Source organism: Pseudoflavonifractor intestinihominis, assembly GCF_040096055.1.
GTDB lineage: Bacteria > Bacillota > Clostridia > Oscillospirales > Oscillospiraceae > Pseudoflavonifractor > Pseudoflavonifractor intestinihominis.
This window is the reverse complement of sequence record NZ_JBBMFK010000018.1, coordinates 38,542-61,033: the sequence shown is the minus strand read 5'-3', so window position 1 is coordinate 61,033 and position 22,492 is coordinate 38,542. Positions and strand designations below refer to the sequence as shown.

Below are 22,492 nucleotides of genomic sequence, written 5' to 3'. Positions count from 1 at the left end.
CTTACTTCCCCCAATCTGTCAGCAGCTTGGCCACCTGGTCGGCCTTGAGCACCCGGCCGCCCGAGGCGATTCTGCCGTTGATCTCCAGGGCGGGCATCATCATGGCGCCGCTGGCCATGATCTCCCTCATGTCGGTCACATACTCCACCTGGACGGGCAGACCCAGAGTGCGCACCGCCTCCTGGGTGCTCTCCAGCAGGGCGTGGCAGTTCTTGCAGCCCGAGCCCAGCACCCGGATACTGGTGATGGGACCGGAGGCGGCGGGGGAGGGGGAGGCCTCACAGCCGCAGCTGCACCCGCAGGTGCAGGCGGAAGCATTTTCTTCATTTTTCTTTCCAAATCCAAACAGTGCCATAGCGATTCTCTCCTTTTGAATAAATGTGATGATCTGATTGAAAACTGATTGAAAAGGGTATCTGCTTTACACCAGCAGGGGCTGGAGGGCGTTGAAGAAGTATCCCACCAGAATGATGCCCACCGTACAGATGGCGATGAAAATACCCAGCAGCTTGGGCTTGACGGCCTTGCGCAGCAGGATGAGGGAGGGGAGGGACAGGGTGGTCACGGCCATCATGAAGGAGAGCACCACGCCCAGCAGGGCCCCCTTGGCCAGCAGAGCCTCGGCGATGGGGATGGTGCCGAAGATGTCGGCGTACATGGGCACGCCCACCACGGTGGCCAGGATCACGCCGAAGGGGTTGCGGCTGCCCAGCAGGGCCACCACATAGTCGGCGGGAATCCAGTTGTGGATGACGGCGCCGATGCCCACCCCCACCAGCACATAGGGGAACACCTTTTTGGCGGTGGAGACCACCTGTTCCCAGGCGTAGGACAGCCGGTCCGAGATTTTCAGAGTCTCCTGGGGCTGGTCCAGGACCTTACCGCCCCGGATGTACGGCTCCACCTGATCGTCCAGCCGGAGGGCCTCGATCAGCGTCCCGCCGGCAACCGCCACGATCAGGCCAAAGACCACATAGACCACCGCCACCTTCCAGCCGAATACCCCCATCAGCAGCACCAGGCTGCCCAGGTCCACCATGGGGGAGGAGATGAGAAAGGAGAAGGTGACCCCCAGGGGCAGCCCGGCGGCGGTGAAGCCCATGAACAGGGGGATGGAGGAGCAGGAGCAGAAGGGGGTCACGGTCCCCAGCAGGGCGGCCAGGCAGTTGGCCCCCAGGCCGTGGAACCGGCCCAGAATGCGCCTGGTCCGCTCGGGCGGGAAAAAGCTCTGAATGTAGGAGATGAGGAAGATCAGGCAGCCCAGCAGCACCATGATCTTGACGGTGTCGTAGAGGAAGAACTGCACGCTTCCGCCCACCCGGCTCCCCGGGTCCAGACCCAGCTTCTCCACCAGGCCGGTCATCAGACGGCTGAGCCAGGCCATGCCCAGAATCTCATTCTGGAAAAAGTACCATACCGATTGCAACGTTTCCATAGCGCCTCCTAAACCAATAAATCAAAAATTTTCGATTTGAAATCCCGGAAAAAACGCCACCGTTCCGGGTGGCGTGGGATATTCCGTCACTTGCAGCAGCAGCAGGGGTTCTGCCCCTCCGCTGCGCCGGTGATCTCCTGCAGCAGCTCCACGGCGTTGGCGCTGCCCTGGGGACTGATGCGGTAGTGGGTCCACTTGCCCTCCTCGCGGCCCACCACAATGCCTGATTCACAGAGAATTTTCATGTGGTAGGACAGGGAGGACTGGGGCATGCCCAGGGCCTCAGTCAGCTTGCAGGCGCAGATTTCACCGCCCCGCAGCAGCTCCAGAATCTGCTGCCGCCGGGGGTCGCACAGGGCCTTGAACACCGCGGCCCGCTCCTCGTATACTGTGGCCATGTGCACACCTCAAATCCAAAAATCTTGATTTATTATAGCGCCGGGAAAGCGCGCTGTCAAGAGAGAATAAAGCCGGCTTCGGAATTGATTCCGAAGCCGGCAGTCAGATGGGCAAAAGCGCAGGTCAGGCGGTCTCCTCGGCGAAGTTGCCGGTGTAGAGCTGGTAGTACTTGCCCTTCTTTTCCATCAGCTCGTCGTGGGTGCCCCGCTCGATGATGCGGCCCTGCTCCATGACCATGATGCAGTCGGCGTTGCGGACGGTGGAGAGCCGGTGGGCGATGACAAAGGTGGTGCGGCCGGTCATCAGGGCGTCCATGCCGTCCTGGACCAGCTTCTCGGTGCGGGTGTCGATGGAGGAGGTGGCCTCGTCCAGGATCAGCACCGGCGGGTCGGCCACGGCGGCCCGGGCGATGGCCAGCAGCTGCCGCTGGCCCTGGGACAGGTTGGCGCCGTCGCCGGTGAGCATGGTGTCGTAGCCGTCGGGCAGGCGGCGGATGAAGCCGTCGGCGTTGGCCAGCTGGGCGGCGGCCATGCACTCCTCGTCGCTGGCGTCCAGGTTGCCGTACCGGATGTTCTCCATCACGGTGCCGGTGAACAGGTGGGTGTCCTGGAGCACGATGCCCAGGGACCGGCGCAGGTCGGGCTTCTTGATCTTGTTGATGTTGATGCCGTCGTAGCGGATCTTGCCGTCGGCAATGTCGTAGAACCGGTTGATCAGGTTGGTGATGGTGGTCTTGCCCGCGCCGGTGGCGCCCACGAAGGCGATCTTCTGGCCGGGCTTGGCCCACAGGGTGATGTCGTGGAGCACCAGCTTGTTCTCGTCGTAGCCGAAGTCCACGTCAAAGAACCGCACGTCGCCGGCCAGGCGGGTGTAGGTCACAGTGCCGTCGGCCTTGTGGGGGTGCTTCCAGGCCCAGACGTTGGTGCGCTGCTCCGCCTCGCTGAGCTGGCCCTGGGCGTCCTCCTTGGCGTTGACCAGCTCCACATAGCCCTCGTCGGTCTCGGGCGTCTGGTCCATCAGGTCAAAGACACGCTGGGCGCCGGCGGCTGCGGTGACCACGAAGTTCACCTGCTGGCTCACCTGGGTGATGGGCTGGGTAAAGCTCTTGTTCAGGCCCACAAAGGTGATGACCGTGCCCAGAGTGACCCCGGCCAGGCCGTTGATGCCCAGGACGGCGCCCACCACGGCCACCACGGCGTAGCTGAGCCAGCCGATGTTGGCGTTGATGGGCATGAGCAGGTTGGCGTAGCGGTTGGCCTTGTCGGCGCTCTGGCGCAGGGCCCCGTTGACCCGGCGGAAGTCGGCCTTGGCGGCCTCCTCGTGGCAGAATACCTTGACCACCTTCTGGCCGTCCAGCATCTCCTCGATGAAGCCGTCCACAATGCCCAGGTTCTTCTGCTGCTGGACGTAGTAGGCGCCCGACAGGCTGGAGAACTTGGCGGTGACCAGCAGCATGATCACGGCGGTGACCAGGGAGATGACGGTGAGGGCGGGGTTAAGCAGCAGCATGGTGATCAGGGTGGCCACCATGGTGATGGAGGAGTTGATGATCTGGGGGATGCTCTGGCTCAGAAGCTGCCGCAGGGTGTCCACATCGTTGGTGTACACGGACATGATGTCGCCGTGGGCGTGGGTGTCGAAGTACTTGATGGGCAGGGACTCCATCCGGCGGAACAGGTCGTTGCGCAGGTGGAGCATGGTGCCCTGGCTGACCGAGACCATGATGCGGTTGTAGCCGAAGGCGGCCGCAATGCCCACAATCAGCAGCACGATCAGCTGGAGAATGGCGGAGGCCAGGCCGCTGAAGTCGGTGGAGCCGCTGGCGAGCATGGGGGCGATGTAGTCGTCCACCAGGGTCTGGGGGAAGGTGGCGGCCACCACGGTGGCCACGGCGGAGATCAGGATGCACAGGAGCACCAGTGCAAAGGGCAGCTTATACAGGCGCAGCATGTAGCGCACCACCCGGCGGAGCACCGGGATGGAGCTGGCCCGGGATTTTGTTTCACTCATACAGGGGATTCCTCCTTTCAGGCGGGCTGGTCGAAGTCGCCGCCGCCCTTGACCTGGGACTCATAGATCTCCTGGTAGATGGCGTTGGTCTTCAGGAGATTTTCGTGGGTGTCAAAGCCGTCGATGCGGCCGTTGTCCAGCACCAGGATGCGGTCGGCGTCCTGGACGCTGGAGACCCGCTGGGCGATGATGATCTTGGTGGTGCCGGGGATGCGCTGGGCAAAGGCCCGGCGGATCTTGGCGTCGGTGGCGGTGTCCACAGCGGAGGTGGAGTCGTCCAGGATCAGCACCTTGGGGCGCTTCAGCAGGGCCCGGGCGATGCACAGCCGCTGCTTCTGGCCGCCGGACACGTTGGCGCCGCCCCGCTCAATGCGGGTGTTGTAGCCGTCGGGGAAGCGGTCGATGAACTCGTCGGCGCAGGCCGCCCGGCAGGCCTCCACGCACTCGGCCTCTGTGGCGTCCGGGTTGCCCCAGCGGAGGTTTTCCAGAATGGTGCCGGAGAACAGGGTGTTCTTCTGCAGCACCACGGACACCTGGTTGCGCAGGGACTCCATGTCGTACTGCCGCACGTCCAGGCCGCCCACCCGGACCTGGCCCTGGTCCACGTCGTAGAGCCGGCAGATCAGGTTCACCAGGCTACTCTTGCCCGCGCCGGTGCCGCCGATGACGCCGATGGTCTCGCCGGACTTGATGTGCAGGTCGATGTCGGTCAGGGCGTTCTTGCCGCTGCCGTGCTTGTAGGAGAAGCTGACGTGGTCGAAGTCGATGCTGCCGTCGGCCACCTGGAAGACGGGCTGCTCCGGCTCCTTCAGGTCGGGGGTCTCCCGGAGCACCTCGCTGATCCGGTTGATGCTGGCCAGGGACATGCTGATCATGACCACCACCATGGACAGCATCATCAGGCTCATGAGCAGGGACATGACGTAGCTGAACAGGCTGGTGAGGTCGCCGGTGGACATGCTGCCGCCCACGATGAACTGGGCGCCCAGCCAGGACACCATGATGATGCAGAAGTACATGGCCACCATCATGGCGGGGCTGTTGAAGGCCAGCAGGCCCTCGGCCTTGACGAACAGTCGGTAGAGGTTGTGGGAGGCCTTGGAGAACTTGTCGTCCTCAAAATCCTCCCGCACAAAGGCCTTCACCACCCGGATGGCGGACACGTTCTCCTGGACGCTGGCGTTCAGGTCGTCGTACTTGCGGAACACCTGGTTGAAGATCTTGATGGTGACCGTCATGATGGCGCCCAGCACCACGATGAGGAAGACCACCGCGATGAGGAAGGTCAGGCTCAGCTTGGGGCTGATGATGAGGCACATGATATAGCTGAACACCAGGGTGAGGGGGGCGCGGACGGCGATGCGGATGACCATCATAAAGGCGTTCTGCACGTTGGTGATATCAGTGGTCATCCGGGTGACCAGGCCGGGCACGCTGAATTTGTCGATGTTGGAAAAGGAGAAGGTCTGGATGTTGTTGTAGACGGCCTCACGCAGGTTGGCGGCCAGGCCGGAGGAGGCGCTGGCGGCGAATTTTCCCGCCAGGGCGCCGAACAGCAGGCTCATGGCGGCCAGCACCACCATGACGATGCCGTAGCGGTACACAGTGGGCAGATCGGCCTTCTCCAGCCCCTGGTCGATGATGATGGCGGTGATAAAGGGCAGCAGGATCTCCATGACCACCTCAAGGGCGGCCATCGCGATGCACAGGAGGGTGTCCCGCTTGAAGCGGCCCAGCTGACGCAGTACGGTTTTCACGATTTTGATTCCTCCTTCTGAGATTGCGCTGTCAGTGCGGACAGGTTTTGCAGCAGCTTTCCCTGTAAATGGTCCAGGGCGCTCAGCTCCTCCTGGGAGAAGCCGTCGTACAGCCGGCTGTGGACCCCCTGGATGGTCTCCTCCAGATCGGGCCACAGCTGCCGGGCTTTCTCCGTGGCGAAGAGCAGGCGGCGCCGGTCGTCCTCCTCGCAGCGCTCCACCCGAATGTACCCCTTTTCCCGCAGCCGCTTGACCATGCCCGAAAGGGTGGCCATGGAGTACCCGAAGGCCCGGTGGATGTCGGTCAGCAGGGTGCCCTGTTCCTGGCGGCACAGCAGGAAGAGAAGGATGTGGGACTGAACGGCTGTGATGCCCCTGGGGGGCCAGACGGCGGCTGACGCACTGTTCCAGCTGAATGTACAGCCATCTGCCGTCCTGGAGCAGCCGCTCCTGATCCACCTGTGTCATATGCCCGCCCGCCTTTCTATTTGTTTGGATCGGAACTATTTGTCCCTCAATGTTTATACCACAGCCATTCTTGCATGTGAAATTCAAATGTGCTATATTCTATAAAAAAATTTTATTGATTCTTTGAATTGAACAAAGGGCCCGAGCGGGAAGGCGAAGTCTCTGTGAAAAACGCGCACCGGGCCGGAAAGGGGGAGTCACATGAACACCACACAGCTGGAGTGCTTTATGGAGGTGGCCAACTGCCTGAACTTCTCCCGGGCGGCGGAGCACCTGTGCATCACCCAGCCGGCGGTGAGCCACCAGATCAACACCCTGGAGAACGAGCTGGGGGTGAAGCTGTTCCACCGCACCAGCAAGAGCGTTCGCCTGACCCAGGAGGGATTTCTCTTCACCCAGTACGCCGGGGAGCTGCTGAAGATCTCCGCCCTGTCCAAGGCCAGAGTGAAGGAGTGCCGGCAGGAGGCGCCCATGCGCCTGGTCATCGGCTGCCGGAACACCATGGAGATGTGGCTGCTTCGGCCGGCCCTGGCCCAGCTCCGGCGGAGCAGGCCGGAGGTGCTGCCCATTCTGCGGCTGGTGCCCTTTGACGCCCTGGAGAATCTGCTGGAGGAGGAGAGCATCCACCTCATGTTCACCTTCCGGGAGTCGGCGCCCCAGAAGGCCCGCTATCTGGAGCTGGCGCGCTGCCCGGTGATGTGCATCTGCGCGCCGGACCACCCGCTGGCGGAGGAACAGACGGTCACCATCCGCCAGCTCCAGGAGGCGGGGCGCATGGCGGCCTGCCGTCCGCCCGCCTGCCCCAGAGGGCTCTTTGAGATCCAGGGCAGGGCCATAGGCAGCCGGAACACCACCCAGATCCTCTTCTGTGACACCCAGGAGGCCATCTATCCCCTGGTGGAGGCGGGCTATGCCATTGCCCTGGTCCCCGACTTTCCCAAGGTCAGGCTGCCCCAGCTGCGATACATCCCGCTGGCGGATGCAAAACCCCTGTCCTTTGGCGCCGCCTGTCTGCCCGGCAAAGGGAACCCTGCCCTGGGGCACTTCCTGGACCTGCTGTCCCGGAGCCTTCAGGACGGCGCGGGGAACAGCAGGGGGGCAGACGGTTCCCCGCAGGCGGCGGGGCACAGGGAGGAGAGATGAAAAATCCCCCATTTGCGGGAGTGACAGGGAGGGGGATTTCAGCTATAATAATGTGTCAAGGAAAGCGGAAAGGGAGTGAGACAGTGGAGAAGCTCTACTTTTCGAAGGAAATATCTCAAAAACTGTCGAAAATTTATTGCCGGGGCCTTGTAATGGTAGAGGCGCCCGCGGGATATGGCAAGACCACGGCCGTCCGTTGGGCGATGCGCGAAGTGCCTTCGGAGCAGATCCATTGGTTTACGGCGGTGAGCTGTCTTCAGGACACAAGCCTGGACTGGTTCATCCGGCAGATTGGACAGCTGGACCCGGGCACAGGCGCCGCCCTGCGGCAGCTGGGCTTTCTGAACCGGAGCAATGTCAGCATTGCGGCGGATATCCTGGCCAATCTCCATGTCTCTGAGCCCTGCTACCTGATTCTGGACAATTTTCAGCTGATAGGGGACAACTGGCCTCTGCCTCTCCTGCAGGCCATGGCGGACCGCAGGCGAGACGAGCTGCATGTGATCCTCATCTCCCAGAACTTCGGAAAGCTCCGCGCGGTTTTTGAGAATACCACCAATGTGTGCCGTTTTTCGTCGCGGGATCTGCTGCTCAACCGGAAAAACATTGCGGAATACGGCCAGCAGCTGGGCCTGAGCCTGACAAAGCAGCAGACAGAGACCATTTACCGGAACACAGAGGGCTGGGCTGCCGCTGTGTCGCTGTATTTTGAGCACCTGTGCCAGGACGGCGGAGGCCTGCCGGAATTTCAGGACATGGATGCGCTGCTGCATGAGTTTTTCTGGGGAAAACTCTCCAGTGAGGAGCAAAAGATGCTTCTGCGGGTGGCGGTGTTTGATTACATTCGGGAGGAGCAGCTGCCGGAGATCGCACCCGGCCAGGAGGAGGCCCTGAGCGGCCTTCTTGTGCGCATCCCGCTGATGCACCATGACCAGCGGGAGCGGACCAGCTATCCCCATGAGCTGCTGCGCCATTTCCTGCTGATGAGAATGCTCAACACCGCGCCTGCTGAGCTCCGCAGCCAGGTCTACGAGGCTGCGGGCGAGATCTACCACAGAGCGGGCAGCAATAAAAAGGCGGTGGAGTGCTTTTTCCAGGCTGGAAATGACGAAAAGCTCTTCTCCTGCGAGCTGACCGGGCTGCTCAATGAGAAGTTCGGCAACACCAGCTATATAGCCCTTGCCCAGACGGTGCTGGCGCGCTGCTCCGACCAACTGCTGGCGGCCTATCCGCTGTCCATGCTGCGGCTGTGTGTGGCCCTGTTCGCGGGCACTGATTTTGACGGCTTTTCTGCGGCGCTGGAGCGGTGCCGAACTATTATAGAGAAAGATGGAAGCCCCCAGCTGATGGGCGAGTGGCATATTGTGGCCGCCTTCCGGGCGTTCCCCGATATCGCCGGGATGAAAGCGCATTACCTGGCGGCGGACGGCTTGATGACAGAGCCCTCCCGGATCTTCACGCCCAGGGAGCCCTATATGTTCGGCACGCCCTCCATGTGGTATCTGTTCTACCGGACGCCGGGGCGGATGATGGAGACGGCCGAGGAGCTGCGGGACATGCTGGAGGTCTACAACCGCCTGACGAACCACCACGGCGCAGGGGCCTATGAGATGTATCTGGGGGAGGCGCTCAGCGTACAGGGCCGGTTCGACGAGTCGGATATCTACGCCCACAAGGCGGCGATGCTCTCGGAGCGCTGGCAGAACGCCAGCGTGACCTACGGCGCGGCGCTGCTGCTGGGTATCAACGCCATCTATCAGTCGGACATGATCTCCCTCCAGAAGGCCATTGAATACCTGGAGAACAAGGCCCTGGCCTATCCCTTCCTCCGGCACACGGCCATCAACACCCAGATGGCCGAGACCGTGCGCGGCTATCTCCTGGGCCTGATGATGGAGCCCGACCGGTCCGCGGTGTGGGCCCGGGGTCCGGCGGATATGCTCAACGACCTGACCTTCACCAACTTTATGGCCAAGACCAACCGCATCACCGACCTGATCCTGCGCAAGGAGTACAAGCGGGCCATCGCCAGCGTGGAGGCGTCCCTGTCTCTGGACAGCCGCCTCATCTCCCTGTCCACCCGCAATTTCATGTGCGTGGGGCTGGCGCTGTGCTATCTGGCCGTCGGACTGCCCAACCGGGCGGCAGAGTGGCTGGATCAGTCCCTGACCCTGGCCGAACAGGACAAAAACTATACCTTCCTGGCCTGTTTCCGAAAGTATCTGTCCATTTTGTTCCTCCTTCCCTCCATGAAGAAAAAGCACGGCAAGGCCATCCAGGAGATCAAGGCCCTGGAGATCCACTATACCAAGGCGGAGGAGAGCCGGATTTTCTACATGCTGGAGAAGTATCCGGAGCAGATGAGCGAGCTGACCGAGCGGGAACGGGAGGTGGCCCAGCTGGCGGCGTCCGGACTGCGCAACAGGGAGATTGCCGAAAAGCTCTTTATCTCCGAGGAGACCGTGAAGAGCCACATCCGCAGTATTTTCAACAAAACCAATATTGACCGGCGCAGCCGACTGGTGGAACTTTTGAAATGACCAGGAAAATCCCCCCTTTGGGGGATGTGGAGCAGCATAGGATTCCTGTATGATAAAAATACGGGAATTCTATGCTGCTATTTTTATATGAAAGGTGGGAAATACCATGGATGGTATGGGTGTGGTGCTGCATGTACTGCCCGGTTATCAGCTAAAGCTCAGCTTCCGCAACGGCAGCGAGGCGATCGTGGACATGAAGCACAGGCTTCATGCCGTACGGTTCGGAAGGCTGGCTTCACCCGAACTGTTCCAGGCGGCAAAGCTGGAGGGCAGCGAGGTGGTCTGGGACAACGGGACCCACTGTATCCGGGCCTCGATCAATGAGCTGCTGGATTCCATGCAGATGGACTGAGAGGGACGAGATCTGGAGATGAAGAGATCGTATTGAGGAGGAAATGCCCATGAGAAAGACGCTTCAACGGAGCATAGCACTTGTGCTGACGCTGGCGCTGACGCTGAGCCTGCTGCCGGGCCAGGCCATGGCCTATCTGGCCCCGAAGCCGGAGGAACTGTCCATTGTGGACAAGGACGGCAACACGGTGTCCGTGACAGAGGACTGGGAGACCGCATTCCCCTACGGCACCTTTGCCTTTTCCGACTTCCAGGTGGTGGCGGAGGAGGGCGGCGACACCGCCGTCATCCAGGTCTACCGCCTGGGCGGCACGGCGGGCCGTGCCGTGGCCTACATCACCTATGAGCCGGCCCTGACCCAGCTGGAGGACGGCAGCGCCTCCTACAGCACGGCGGCCGGCTCCAACGACATCGTCATCGAGGTGGAGAACCCCCTGCCGGGCGCGGAGAACCAGCCCATCGGTCGGCCGGAGCCCCCCAGACAGCCGGAGGAGCCGGTGGCGGTGACGGGCACCGCCGCTGAGTCCGACGTTGTCCTCTCCATCGGCGTGGAGGCGGACAGCTACCAGTGGTACGTGCTGTACGCCGGCGACTGGGAGATAGTGGACGGCGCGACGGCGCGGGAGTTCACGGTGGCTCAGGAGGACCTGGAGGGCTACGATTTCCGCTGCGTCTACACCGTGGACGGCGTGGCGTACTGTTCGGACAGCTATCTGGGCGTGGCCTACACCGTGGAGGAGGACGAGTCCGCCCCTGCGGAGGACGGGGAGCTGGAGCTGCTGGTGGACCTGAACAGCGAGCCCACCTACACCCGCATCACCCCGGAGGACGCCGAGGACCCCTACTCCGGCTACCTCTTTGATATGACCTTTGCCGAAGGCGAGTGGGTGAAGGAGATCCGGATCACCGTCCCCGAGGATGAGGACGCCGAGGCCCTGAAGTTCGGCACCTTCACCATCGTGGACAACGACGGTGCGTCTCTGTACGACACCGCCAACACCCTGACCCTCCGGGTGGAGGACAACGACCAGGCCGAGGAGAGCACCCTGGGCTTTGCGGTCACCCAGGTGCGGGCGGACAAGGCCGCGGGCACGGCGGAGCTCACCGTTGTGCGCACCGGCGGCAGCCAGACCATGCTCACCATCGACTACGCCACCGTGGACGGCACCGCTGTGGCGGGGACGGACTACGCCGCCGCCAGCGGCACCCTGGTGTTCTACGCCGACCGGAACGAGCAGGTGATTGAGGTGCCCCTCATCGACGACGGCGTGGCCACCGACGAGGAGCGGACCTTCCAGGTGGTGCTGTCCAACCTGAAGGGCGACAGCCAGGGCCTGTGCACCCTGGAGGCCACCGAGGCGGTAGTGTCCCTGTACAACAGCGGCGAGGGCGCCGAGGAGCAGAACCTGGCCACCTACCTCTATCAGAGCGACGTCACCGACCTGTCCGGCGCCGTCACCGAGGAGGAGGGCGCCCTGGCCCCTGTGGGCGGCGGCGCGGTCACCGGCCAGCAGGTGGAGAACGAGGGCGAGGTGCTGACCGCCCAGATCGGCGGCGAGGACGGCGACGTCTCCACTCTCAGCTACAACTACCCCAACAAGCTCACCTTCTCCAACGGCGGCTGGAACCTGTATGAGGACATCCCCTCCAGCGGCTGGGAGGGCGGCCAGTCCTACGACGACGGCATCTGGACCTACCGCAGCAAGGGAGCCGGCTCCGCCACCCTGACCTTTGATCCACGGCTGTACTGCGGGATATTGGCCAACTTCAACTGGACGTGTTCCCTGGCCAGCGGCTGGACGCTGACCTTGTACGGGATGGAGTATACCTATCCATGGGCCAAGCTGCTCACCGCCGACGGCAGCCAGTGGGCCAGAACGGACAGCAGAGTCAAAGACAACGGCAGCTATTTTACCCCGTCAATCAGCTGGACCAAATCCACCGGGATATACAGTTCCTGGTCCATTGCGGACAATGTGAACCGGCTCCAGCTGGGCACCAGCCGTCATGACGCCCATGATTCCGAGAACAACGCCGAGGCCAACCTGAAGAGCGGAACACTGGAACGCCGCACCTTCGGCGGGGACTTCTATCTGCAGATCCACACCGCCAACGACAGCGGCGAGGGCAGCGGAAATACTCAGACCGCTCCGGACGGAGCCGCCTCCCTCACCGAGAGCTCCGGCGTCTATGACTCCATGAAGCCTGTCATCACCATCCAGAGCGGCCAGGGCGGCGTGTCCAACGGCAAGCTCTTTGTGGGCACCACCCTGCAGGTGACCCTCCAGAACACCGCCAGCTATACCCCGGCCACTGCGGACAGCAGCCTCAGCGCTGCCGTCTACCTGACCAGGAACGGCCAGGTGGTGCCCGCCAACATCACCAGCAGCGGCAATACATACTACATTGAGCTGCTGTGGGACGGCATGACCGACGACCAGGTCAACAGCGGGGACTACACCGTCAACGTGGTCATGACCCGCAAGCAGGACCTGGTGTTGGATATCAGCCCCTCCGTACCCCGGCTGACCGATGACAACGGCAATACCACCGCCAACATCGACACCAGCAAGATCGCGGGCGCTGTCAGCGACTTCTGGGAGAGCACCAGCGGCATCACCTACGGCTACTCGGACGAGAAGACCAGCGGCGGCACCATTATCTACGAGCAGAAGACCGGCACGCTGACCAAGGACTCCGGCTTTACCCAGAGCACCGCAGTGCTCACCAAGGCGGATATGACCAACGTCCAGTGGATCAACTTCAACCTGCCTGCGGAGGACAAGATTGTCTACAACGGCCGCACCTACAACGGCAACGAGCAGATCTGGCTCAGCGTGGCCGATCTGGCCACCTCCAACATGGCCTTCTACTATTATGACTCGGAGTACCTCAGCGCCGTCAGTGTCATGACCGCCGCCATCTCCGAGGTGGAGCTCTTCCTGGACATGAGCGGCAACGGCATGATCGACGGCTACTACAACGCCGACACCGGCTACTTCATCCTGGATGAGGACTCCGGCGATATCAGCCTGGGCTTCCTGGACCCGGGCATGAGCTACAACGAGCTCTACTTCCAGCCGGTCAAGCTGGAAAACGGCAAGTACGCCCAGTACTTCATGAAGGTCTACTACAACATGAACCCCCGCAGTCTGATCCCTGCCGAGGGCACGGACACCAGTACGGTGGCCCAGGTGCTGCCTGCCTTTGTCAGCACCGTCACCGAGGGAAACAGCTATGAGCTGCTCACCGAGGAGCAGAAGGCCTACCGCTACCTCATCAGCGGCAAGACCAGGATCGGGGAGGACGGGGAGGCGTTCCGCTCCTCGGACAACCACGTGATGTACGGCGCGGCGGCCACCGCCCGCTCCATGGTGGACGTGCCCCTGGGCGGCGACATCAGCCCTGCCGCCCTCAATTCCGACGGCACGGCCTACACCTGGACGCCCAACTACCAGGGCAACCTGCTCTATCCCTTCGAGAATCCCGAGCCCATCATCATCGACGAGAGCCTGGCGGGGAACAACATCCCCATTGCGGAGATTGAGGGCTATGAGAACGGCCAAGTGGTGCTGGAGGAGGGCGGCGCGGACAAGCTCAACGGCTATCTGGGCTCCCTCACCGCCGACAACACCGTGGCCCTGGCCGTGCAGGAGCAGAAGGCCACCACCGAGGAGATCGCTGCCGCCAACGGCGTGACCATCGGCGGCGGCGGGGTGGCGCTGCTGTCGGAGGAGCAGGCGGCGGACGCCCTGGCCCCGGAGAGCGTGACCACCTCGGACTCCAAGGTCACCCCTGACGCCCGTTATCTCCAGGAGATGGGCTCCGGCAACGAGGCGGCCACGGCCGGGGTGGACATGAACAACATGGAGGGCGTGAACTTCGACTACCCCGAGCTCAACCAGGACTTCGCCCTGGACCTGCCCTCCACGGAGATCGGCGTCACCGACTTTGCCGGCATCGTCATGGACGGCGACACGGTGGGCTTTACCATCGGCATCCCCATGGGCGGCTGGAACTCCAACGGTGACGCAGGCGCCGGCGGCGCCGGCGGCGGCGGCAGCAACTACGGGACCAACCCGGGCGAGGCCATCAAGAGCTCGGGCGAGACCATTGCCAACATATTCAAGTGGATACGCAGCCCCAGGGCTATGGCCAAGGAAGTGGACGACAGCTACAAGGCCACCAAGGACAAGCAGAACTGGTACAACCAGAAGATGGGACAGGGCGAGGGCGTGACCGCCAAGGAGTTCAAGGCGGAGTTCTCCATATCCGCGGCCTTCATGTTCAAGTACGACCCGGTGACCAACCACTACGAGTTCAGCCAGTTCGCCGCGGCGGTGGGCGTGGAGCTGGCCTTCACCTACAAGGCCCGGTTCACCTCCTGCCCCATCATCTACCTCTATATCACCGTCCACTTTGACGTGGAGTTCAGCGCGAGCGTCGATGTGGAGCGGGAGACGGTGGAGACGGGGGACAGCCTGGTGAAGATGCCGGCCCAGCCCGGCCTGGACGGCGACCGGAAATACCTGAACCTGACCAAGGGCACCTCCACGGTACTGACCGAGACGGAGTACAAAGCCCTCAACCTGAGCTTCAGCGGCAAGGTGCTGCTGGAGGCCTTTACCGACGCCGGGTGCACCGCGCCGCTGGACGGCTTCCAGAAGGGCTACCTGTCCTCCACCGGCGCCGACGACGTGCTGGTGGTGCTCAAGCAGACCAGCAGCGCCACCCTGGGACAGGATATCTATCTCAAGCTCACCGCCCTGGAGGACACCAAGCTCTACGAGGCCATGGCGGTGGAGACCTCCCAGAACAAGACCAGCATCAGCGGCTTCGAGGTTGCGCCGGAGCTCTACGTCCAGGTGGGCGCGGGCGTGGGCATCGAGATTCTGAAGGCTGAGATTTACTTCAAGATCAGCATCGGCTGCGCTATGGCCTTTGCAAACCCCACCGGTAACGGTACCCGTGAGGACTTCCGGCTCAAGACCTTTGACTTCGGCGCGGCGATCGGCATCAATGTGCAGCTGCTCCTGTTCAGCTACGAGCTGGAGCTCATCGGCATCTACATCAACTATGACTACGAGGGAGACCCCAGATGGACTTACAACTGGTCTGCCCTGAACGGCGCCTACGGCGGCGGAGGCGGTCTGAAGACCCTGTCGGAGGACGGGGACAGCACCGGCGTGAAGATCAGCCTGCCCGGCTCCTCCGCCGGCACCCAGACGATCTACGCTCCCGGCACGGAAGGAGACCTGGAACCCCTGGCCGTTGATCCCAACGACAAGGAGGTACCCTTCCAGCTCTCCGGCTACGGCAGCTCGGGGGACGCCTTCAAGCTGGCCGATGGCCTGGCCTCCGGCTATGACTACCAGGTGGTCACCGTGGGCGGGGAGAACTACCTGCTCTACACCGTCAGCCGCACCGGCGCGGCCCACCCCGTGGACAACTCCATGCTGGTGCTCTCCCGCATCAAGCTGACCGACAGCGGCGGCGTAGACGGCTACGGCCTGGTCAACCCGGTGGACGAGGATGACCCCACCCCCTACATCGTGGTGGACGGCGACGGCACCGGCGACCTGGAGTTCAACGGCTGGGCGGACGGGAACACCCTCCGTGTCGCCTGGGTGAGCTACGCTTCGGAGACGCCTGCCGTTCCGGCGGCGGGGCAGAAGCCGGAGGGCGACGCGCCTGGCGGCATGGACCAGAGCAACTACCAGCAGGTCTACGACCAGTTCCGCGCCACCGAGCCCGCCGACCCCGGAGCACCCGGCGCAGAGCCCACGGCTCCCGTGCAGGCGGACTACTTTGTGACCCAGACGGAGTACAACGGCCTGGACGCCGCCGCCCAGGCGAACTATACCCAGGACACCACGGACACCGGGTACTATTACAACAGCGCCTCCTACACCTCCTACGCCGACGCCAAGGCGGCCTATGACGCTGCCCAGAGTGCCTATACCACCGCCAAGGACGAATATGACGACAAGAAGGCGGCCTACGACAAATATCTGACAGACAAGGCGGCCTATGACGTCCAGCATGCGGACTATAAGAAGTGGTATGACTACTTCAAGTCCGTGGCCGACGAGAACGCGGCCAACCAGGCGGTGGCGGAGGGGGCGGCCAAGAACACGGTGGTCAAGACCGCCAGCTTCAACACCGCCATTCCGGCCGCCATCACGGACGGCGCGACCGTCAATACCGCGGGCAGCCATGTGTACCTTCCCGGCGGCAGCACGGACGGCAGCGTGACCGTCTACGCCCAGGCCAGGCACTACGACGACACCACGGACATGGAGGCCGCCTACGAGGCCTACCTGGCCGGGCTCTATCCCGACAGCGCGGGCAGCGGCGCCCAGTCCATCCGGGCCTACCGCCTGGCCTATCAGAAGGGCATCTGGGACGCCTACGGCCAGTCCACCGAGCTCCACGCCGTTGTGGACGGGAAAGAGGTGACCGTGGTGCCCGCCACGCAGCCCGGCGAGGTTCTGGACAACATGGAGATCACCGAGATCAACGGCGTGTGCTATGTGGCCTACACCACCAGCCAGCAGAGCTATGTCAACGCCAGCGGCAATATCATCGACGACAGCGCGGCGGCGGCCGACATGATCACCACCAAGCGGCTCTACCTCCAGACCCTGACGGTGCCCGCTGACGGCGGCGAGCCCACCTGGGGCGAAGCCCTGCTGCTGCGCACCCTGGTGGACTGCGACAGCGACAACAGCAGGGACGGCGTCTATCAGAACAGCGCCCTCAGCACCGCCAGTCAGGACCCCTACTTCGCCAACCTCCAGTTCCTCAGCGGCAAGCTGGGCGGCCTGACCGGCGCGGAGGAGGACTTCTCCACCCTGGCCGACAGCACGGAGGCCTTCCTGCTCTTTGAGATGAACGGCTCTACCTATGTCATCCCCCAGGCCTCTCTGGAGAGCATCGCCGGGGAGGACCACACCGGCTCCATCATCCCCTTCTTCCAGCCGGAGAAGCAGACGGGCGCGGATACCGACGGCGACGGCCAGATGGACGAGGTCACCGCCGATGCCACCGGCCGGGCCGAGGTGACCATCGGCGCCGACGGCGCGGGCAACATCTCCGCCGTCTATGTGTCCAATGTGGACGGCACCACCAACAACGCCCTGTACCTGGCCAAGTGGGACCCCAAGTCCCAGACCTGGGGCGAGGGCACCATGCTGGCCATGAACTACATGCAGGTGTACGAGGACGCGGCGGTCAGCGACTGGAGCGCCGAGGAGACCGAACAGGCCTATCTGGGCAAGCTGTCCGGCTATCAGGGCGGCGGCATGGACCAGTTCATCTTCTCCGACCTGCAGATCGCCCTGGGCCAGCCCGAGACCGAGGGCAAGGACGGCACCCTGCTGGTGCTCACCCGAGGGGTCACCACCCACCTCATGGAGTACACCTACCAGGACGACAGCGGCCAGCACACCGTCATCATCCCCGAGGGCGATGAGGCGGCCCAGAGCAAATATGAGCAGGGGACTTACAGCAAAAAGCCGGGCACCGGCATCTACGCCATCAGCTACGGCGTGGGCCGGCAGGAGATGGGCAACGCCAGCCTGACCTTCGCCCAGTATGACTTCACCGCGGGCAGCGTGCTGGAGGTCAACGGCTCCTTCCAGAACATCGGCGACGTGGGCCTGCGGGGCAGCGAGGCCAACCCCATCACCGTCAAACTGATGCTGAACACCGGCAGCGGTGATCCTGTGGCCCTGGCCACCTGGGAGATTACGGAGAACATCACCGCCGGGCAGACCGTCAAGCTCACCGGCACCTGCGACGCGCTGAGCACGGATCTGCCCAAGGGCAGCACCTTCTACTTCGCCGTGTCGGAGGACAAGGACTACTTTGCCGACGGCGCCTTCAGCGGCGACACCAATGTGGTGCTGACCGTGGCGGACAGGCCGGAGCTGGGCTTTGAGTCCTTCCGCATCTCCTCTGCCAGTGTGGATGCAGCCGGCAACACCGTCCTGGACGTGGACTTCCAGGTGGGCAACCGGGGCAGCGCCACGGCGGAGGACGTATACGTCCAGTTCAGCTACGAGAGCGGCCGGGACGAGAACAACAACCCGGTCTACACGCCCCTGGACATCACCAACAACACCCTGACCGTCTCCAGGCAGCAGGACCTGGTCACCCTGGCGGACGACAGCGCAGACGCCCGGAGCGGCATCCTGCGGCTGAACAACGCCGAGGACGGCGACGACATCGGCACCAACAAGGGCCGCACGGTGTCGGGCACCATCACAGTACCGCCCACGGTGTACCAGGGCGCTGAGACCGGCAGCCTGAACATCCGGGTGGAGATCTTCGCCAAGTCCTCCGCCGTGCTCTCCCGTGACGCCAGCGGCCTCATCACCGCCGACCACGGCGAGTACAATGGGGACAACAACAGCCGCCTGGCGGCGGTGGAGCACAAGACCTACTTTGACACCGCCGACAAGGTCACCCTGGCCATGGGCAACACCATGCGCCTGCCCGTGTCCGTGGCCACCAGCACCGGCAAGGCTCCGGCCATCCAGGTGACCGAGGTGCCCGATACCCAGGGCGGCGCCAAGTGCCTGGGCGTGCTCTACTACCAGCAGACGGCCTCCGCCGGTACGGGCAACACCGAGGGCGTGCTGGTCATCGCGCCCTCCCGTGAGGGCACCGGCGTCCTGGAGATCAAGGACCAGGCCACCAACACCATCCACTCCATCGCCTATGAGGTCACCGCGGCAGGCGAGGGCATCAACGTCTTCCGGGACAACGGGCTCTTCACCTTCTACAACGCCGACGGCAGCGCGTACGACGAGAGCGCCGCCGTGGGCAGCCAGGACTGGAGCTTCAACGGCGACATCGCCACCTGGGGCACCGGCGAGAGCGCGGTCCGGCCCTACCTGTCCAACCTGTCCAACGGCAAGGTGGGCGCCAGCTTCACCTTTGACACTGTGGCGGAGTCCATCGACTTCAACTTCAACGGAAAGCTCAGGGTGAGCAGCACCTACCCCGGCTTCCGGGCTGCGGACATCACCTGCGGGGGCGGCAGCGAAAAAGCGAACGTCTATTTCGGCAATCTGGGCCAGACCCACACGGTGACCGTCACCGTGCTGGCCAGCGGCGACACCGACCCCACCGCTGATATTGACGTGATCGTGGAGCACTATGTGAACGGCGAGACGCCGGTGCCCACCTCCGACGCCACCGCGCCCCATCTCTTCTGGGCCCGCAGCTTCCCGGACACCGCGTCCCTGAAGGCGGGCGGGGAGAGCGTGGAGCTGACCCTCTACGTCCTGGACGACGGCAGTCTGGCTACCCTGACGGTGAACGGCGAGACGCCCGACATCACCAGGCGCGCCGACGGCTTCTGGTCGGCCCGTGTGACGGTCGCGGAGAACGGCAGGCTGAATGTGGAGGCCATGGACACCGCGGGCAACCGCACCACCCAGTCGATCACAGTGGACTGGTTCAACACCACCGTGACCGGCGGCACTGTGAGCACCGCACCCGACGTGAGCGCGGCTTTCTACAAAAACGGCAGCGCCAGCCCCATGGGTGACTCGGAGTACGTGACCGACAAGGACACCGTGGTGGTGAAGGGGGCGTCTGCCACGCCTGATGTGACGTACAGCGCCCAGCGCATCACCGTCCGTGAGACGGCGGAGGGGGGCAGCGAGCTGGCGCTCACTTCCCTGCAGCCCAACGAGGGCACCACGGATTCCTTTGACGCCAAGGCCAACGGCTTCTATCTGGTCCGTGCCGCGGCTGCGGACGGCAGCTGGAGCCAGGTGGTGCTGGAGATGAGCAGAGTGGATACCGATCTGCCTGTGTCCAGCCTGTCTGTGATGCAGAACGGCACGACCCTGGCCTGGAGCATCACCAAGTCCAGCCCCGATCTGTCTCCCATCACTGAGGCGGCCATCAACGGGTACAGCGTATTTGAATCGGAGATGATTGGCCGTACCGCTGTGGGCGGCACCCTGGACATCCTGTACGGCGGCAGCTACACCCTCACCGGCAAGGACGCGGCCGGACATGAGACCGCCCAAACCCTGACCGTGCCCGGCCTGCCCATTCAGACGGCGGACGAGGACTTCTGGACCGTCACCCACTCCTGGAACCAGGCCCGGAACAACGGCGCGGTCACCGTGGACCCCGCCGGCTTCACCGGCGGCGTCTACGACGGGACCAAGAGCACCCCGGAGAGCAATGTGTACGCGGGCCGCTATGAGGCACTGCTCACGGCGGAGAAGGATATCTTTGACGCCGAGGCCGTGCGGCAGGAGCTGCTGGACGAGTATAAGAAGGACTATTTCGAGCAGAACCCGGACGCCCAGCCTGACGACCCCAACGCCGTCATGCCGGAGGAGGAGCTGAACGCCGCCCTGGCCCAGCGGGAGGCCCAGGCCATGGCCGACTGGAAGAACGGGGCCATGGCGGAGGCAAACGACGCCGGCTGGAAGGAGCTCACCGGCAGCACCAGCTTTGAGAATCTGGAGCCCGGCGGCTATGTCCTGCTCATCCGGGACGCCAACGACAGGCGCAACGGGGACGTGACCATCCAGCGGGCCATAACGGTGGACGATCAGGCCATCGTCATGACCGCTGAGAGCACGCCGGAGTACAACGTGAACTGGGACGGCAGTATCACCGTGAACGCCGCCTACGGCCGCCTGAACTTCGGCACCTATCAGTTCCTGATCCGGCCGGTGGAGGCCCCTACGGAGGGAGAGGAGCCCCAGCTCCTGCCCGTGGATGAGCTGACCGCCGCGCTGGACCCCGAGGAATACCCGGCGGAGGCCGGCTGGAGCACGCCCGCCTGGCAGACCTCCGATCTGGCCTCCGGCTCCCTGTCCACCAGCGTCTTCACCGGCCTGCACACCGGCTGGTATCAGGTTGCGGTCCGCGCCATGGAGGGCGTGACCGCGGCGGAGATGCAGGCGCTTATCACCCTCTACCAGGACTTCCTGGCAGCCCGGGCCCGGGCGGAGACGGCGGAGGCCGGCCTGACCGAGAGCGGCCTGAGCGACGCTGCGGCTGCAAAGGTCCGGCGGATCAACGAGGCGCTCCAGGCCTGGCAGACGGCCGGCACCGCGCAGGAACAGACCGGTGCCTGGAATCAGTACATGGCCCTGATCAACAGCGATATCCAGACCCTGCTGACGGCATGGGCTGACACAGAATACGCCGACGGCGCCGAAAAGGACGCCTATGACGCGGCGGTTGCCGAGTTTGCCCGGCAGCAGGCCGAGACCGAGGCCCAGGCGGAGAAGACCGCCGCCGATGCGGCCCTGACCGCGGCTGAGACGGCCTATACCACCCGTAAGGCCGAGCTGGAGGCCAAGGCCGACGGGGCCTATGCGGCGGATGAGACCCTCTGGGACAACGCCGCCACCATGCTGGTGGAGGTGGGGGTGGAGCACACTTACATCTCCAGCAAGATCGAGACCTCCGACCTGCGCTACGACCGGGAGAACGGCCTGGTGAAGGTCCAGTTCCTGCCCTACCGGAAGGAGCTGAGCGACGCGGCGGAGAGACAGCTCCTTCAGGACAACGGGGAGCTGGACATCCTGGCATACAGCAGCGAGATGGAGGTTCTGATCCCCGCCGGAACCCTGGGCGAAGGGGACGACATCATGGAGATGCTGATGCCCTTCCCGGACCTGCCTCAGGACGGCGGATATCTGGTGCAGTACACCGGAGCGGATGGGACGGCCCACCCGGTGGCCTGGAGCCTGGTGACGCCCGGCAAGGTCTACTATGTGGCCTCCGCCGTGGGCGAGTACGAGATCGTGAAGGCGGCGGAGAACTTCTCCGACGTGCCTGAGGGCTTCTGGGGCCTGGACGCCATCTCCTTCGTGTCGGCCCGGGATCTGTTCCGGGGCGTGGGCGAGGGCAGGTTCGACCCCAGCGGCACCATGACCCGCTCCATGCTGGTGACTGTGCTGGGCCGTCTGGCCGGCATCGACCCGGCGGATTACAGCGGCGAGAGCGCCTTCTCCGACGTGGACGCCAACAGCTGGTACGGGCCCTATGTGGCCTGGGCGGCGGAGAACGGCGTGGTCCAGGGCGTGGGCGGCGGCCGGTTTGCGCCGGACGACCCCATCACCCGGGAGCAGCTGTGCACCATGCTGGCCCGCTATCTGGACAGCGACGGCAAGGAGCTGCCCCAGCGGGAGAACCCGGCGGCCTTCCCCGACGAGGACCAGGTGAGCGACTGGGCCAGGGACGCGGTGGAGCGCTTCCGGCAGCTGGGCATTGTGGAGGGCTCGGATACCGGCGCCTTCCTGCCCAAGAACAACGCATCCCGCGCGGAGGTGGCCGCTGTGTTCCAGCGGCTGATCACCGCCATTCTGACCAACATCTGACCATATGACCCTTCGGCGGGA

At 63.8% G+C, this 22,492-nt stretch carries 10 protein-coding genes; 4 read left to right on the top strand and 6 right to left on the bottom strand.

What is annotated here, in order from left to right; translation table 11 throughout:
• Position 1: 1 nt before the first annotated feature.
• The 6 genes from WMO64_RS11350 to WMO64_RS11325 form a co-directional block, all read right to left on the bottom strand.
• The gene (locus WMO64_RS11350) at positions 2-355 is read right to left on the bottom strand and encodes a thioredoxin family protein (protein ID WP_349232036.1); all 354 of its coding nucleotides are present in this window, start codon (positions 353-355) and stop codon (positions 2-4) included.
• Between the two features lie 66 nt (positions 356-421).
• A complete protein-coding gene (locus WMO64_RS11345; RefSeq protein WP_294517113.1) occupies positions 422-1,435 on the bottom strand; it encodes a permease in 1,014 nt (337 codons plus the stop codon).
• An 86-nt stretch (positions 1,436-1,521) separates the two neighbouring features.
• Positions 1,522-1,833: an ArsR/SmtB family transcription factor gene (locus tag WMO64_RS11340; RefSeq protein WP_294517111.1), complete on the bottom strand. Its 312-nt coding sequence runs from the start codon at positions 1,831-1,833 to the stop codon at positions 1,522-1,524.
• A 124-nt stretch (positions 1,834-1,957) separates the two neighbouring features.
• Positions 1,958-3,844, bottom strand: coding sequence for an ABC transporter ATP-binding protein (locus WMO64_RS11335; RefSeq protein ID WP_349232035.1), 1,887 nt, complete (start codon positions 3,842-3,844; stop codon positions 1,958-1,960).
• A 17-nt stretch (positions 3,845-3,861) separates the two neighbouring features.
• A complete protein-coding gene (locus tag WMO64_RS11330; protein WP_294517105.1) occupies positions 3,862-5,601 on the bottom strand; it encodes an ABC transporter ATP-binding protein in 1,740 nt (579 codons plus the stop codon).
• The gene (locus tag WMO64_RS11325) at positions 5,598-5,936 is read right to left on the bottom strand and encodes a MarR family winged helix-turn-helix transcriptional regulator (RefSeq protein WP_349232044.1); all 339 of its coding nucleotides are present in this window, start codon (positions 5,934-5,936) and stop codon (positions 5,598-5,600) included. The genes WMO64_RS11330 and WMO64_RS11325 overlap by 4 nt, the downstream gene beginning before the upstream one ends.
• Positions 5,937-6,270: 334 nt before the next feature.
• On the opposite strand from WMO64_RS11325, the gene WMO64_RS11320 reads away from it, so the two are divergent.
• From WMO64_RS11320 to WMO64_RS11305, 4 genes are all read left to right on the top strand, one after another.
• Complete coding sequence (locus WMO64_RS11320) at positions 6,271-7,212, top strand: LysR family transcriptional regulator (protein WP_349232034.1); 942 nt, start codon at positions 6,271-6,273, stop codon at positions 7,210-7,212.
• 152 nt (positions 7,213-7,364) lie between these two features.
• Positions 7,365-9,752, top strand: coding sequence for a LuxR C-terminal-related transcriptional regulator (locus WMO64_RS11315; RefSeq protein ID WP_349232033.1), 2,388 nt, complete (start codon positions 7,365-7,367; stop codon positions 9,750-9,752).
• Positions 9,753-9,858: 106 nt separating this feature from the next.
• A complete protein-coding gene (locus WMO64_RS11310; RefSeq protein ID WP_294517095.1) occupies positions 9,859-10,104 on the top strand; it encodes a DUF2442 domain-containing protein in 246 nt (81 codons plus the stop codon).
• A gap of 49 nt (positions 10,105-10,153) precedes the next feature.
• On the top strand, positions 10,154-22,471 hold the full coding sequence (locus WMO64_RS11305; protein ID WP_349232032.1) for an S-layer homology domain-containing protein: 12,318 nt from the start codon (positions 10,154-10,156) through the stop codon (positions 22,469-22,471).
• Positions 22,472-22,492 lie beyond the last annotated feature (21 nt).

What these genes read in the sequence shown, in the direction of transcription:
- WMO64_RS11350 (WP_349232036.1), bottom strand. Translation starts at nt 355, where the DNA reads ATGGCACTGTTTGGATTTGGAAAGAAAAATGAAGAAAATGCTTCCGCC.
- WMO64_RS11335 (WP_349232035.1), bottom strand. Translation starts at nt 3,844, where the DNA reads ATGAGTGAAACAAAATCCCGGGCCAGCTCCATCCCGGTGCTCCGCCGG.
- WMO64_RS11305 (WP_349232032.1), top strand. Translation starts at nt 10,154, where the DNA reads ATGAGAAAGACGCTTCAACGGAGCATAGCACTTGTGCTGACGCTGGCG.
- WMO64_RS11340 (WP_294517111.1), bottom strand. Translation starts at nt 1,833, where the DNA reads ATGGCCACAGTATACGAGGAGCGGGCCGCGGTGTTCAAGGCCCTGTGC.
- WMO64_RS11310 (WP_294517095.1), top strand. Translation starts at nt 9,859, where the DNA reads ATGGATGGTATGGGTGTGGTGCTGCATGTACTGCCCGGTTATCAGCTA.
- WMO64_RS11345 (WP_294517113.1), bottom strand. Translation starts at nt 1,435, where the DNA reads ATGGAAACGTTGCAATCGGTATGGTACTTTTTCCAGAATGAGATTCTG.
- WMO64_RS11315 (WP_349232033.1), top strand. Translation starts at nt 7,365, where the DNA reads ATGGTAGAGGCGCCCGCGGGATATGGCAAGACCACGGCCGTCCGTTGG.
- WMO64_RS11320 (WP_349232034.1), top strand. Translation starts at nt 6,271, where the DNA reads ATGAACACCACACAGCTGGAGTGCTTTATGGAGGTGGCCAACTGCCTG.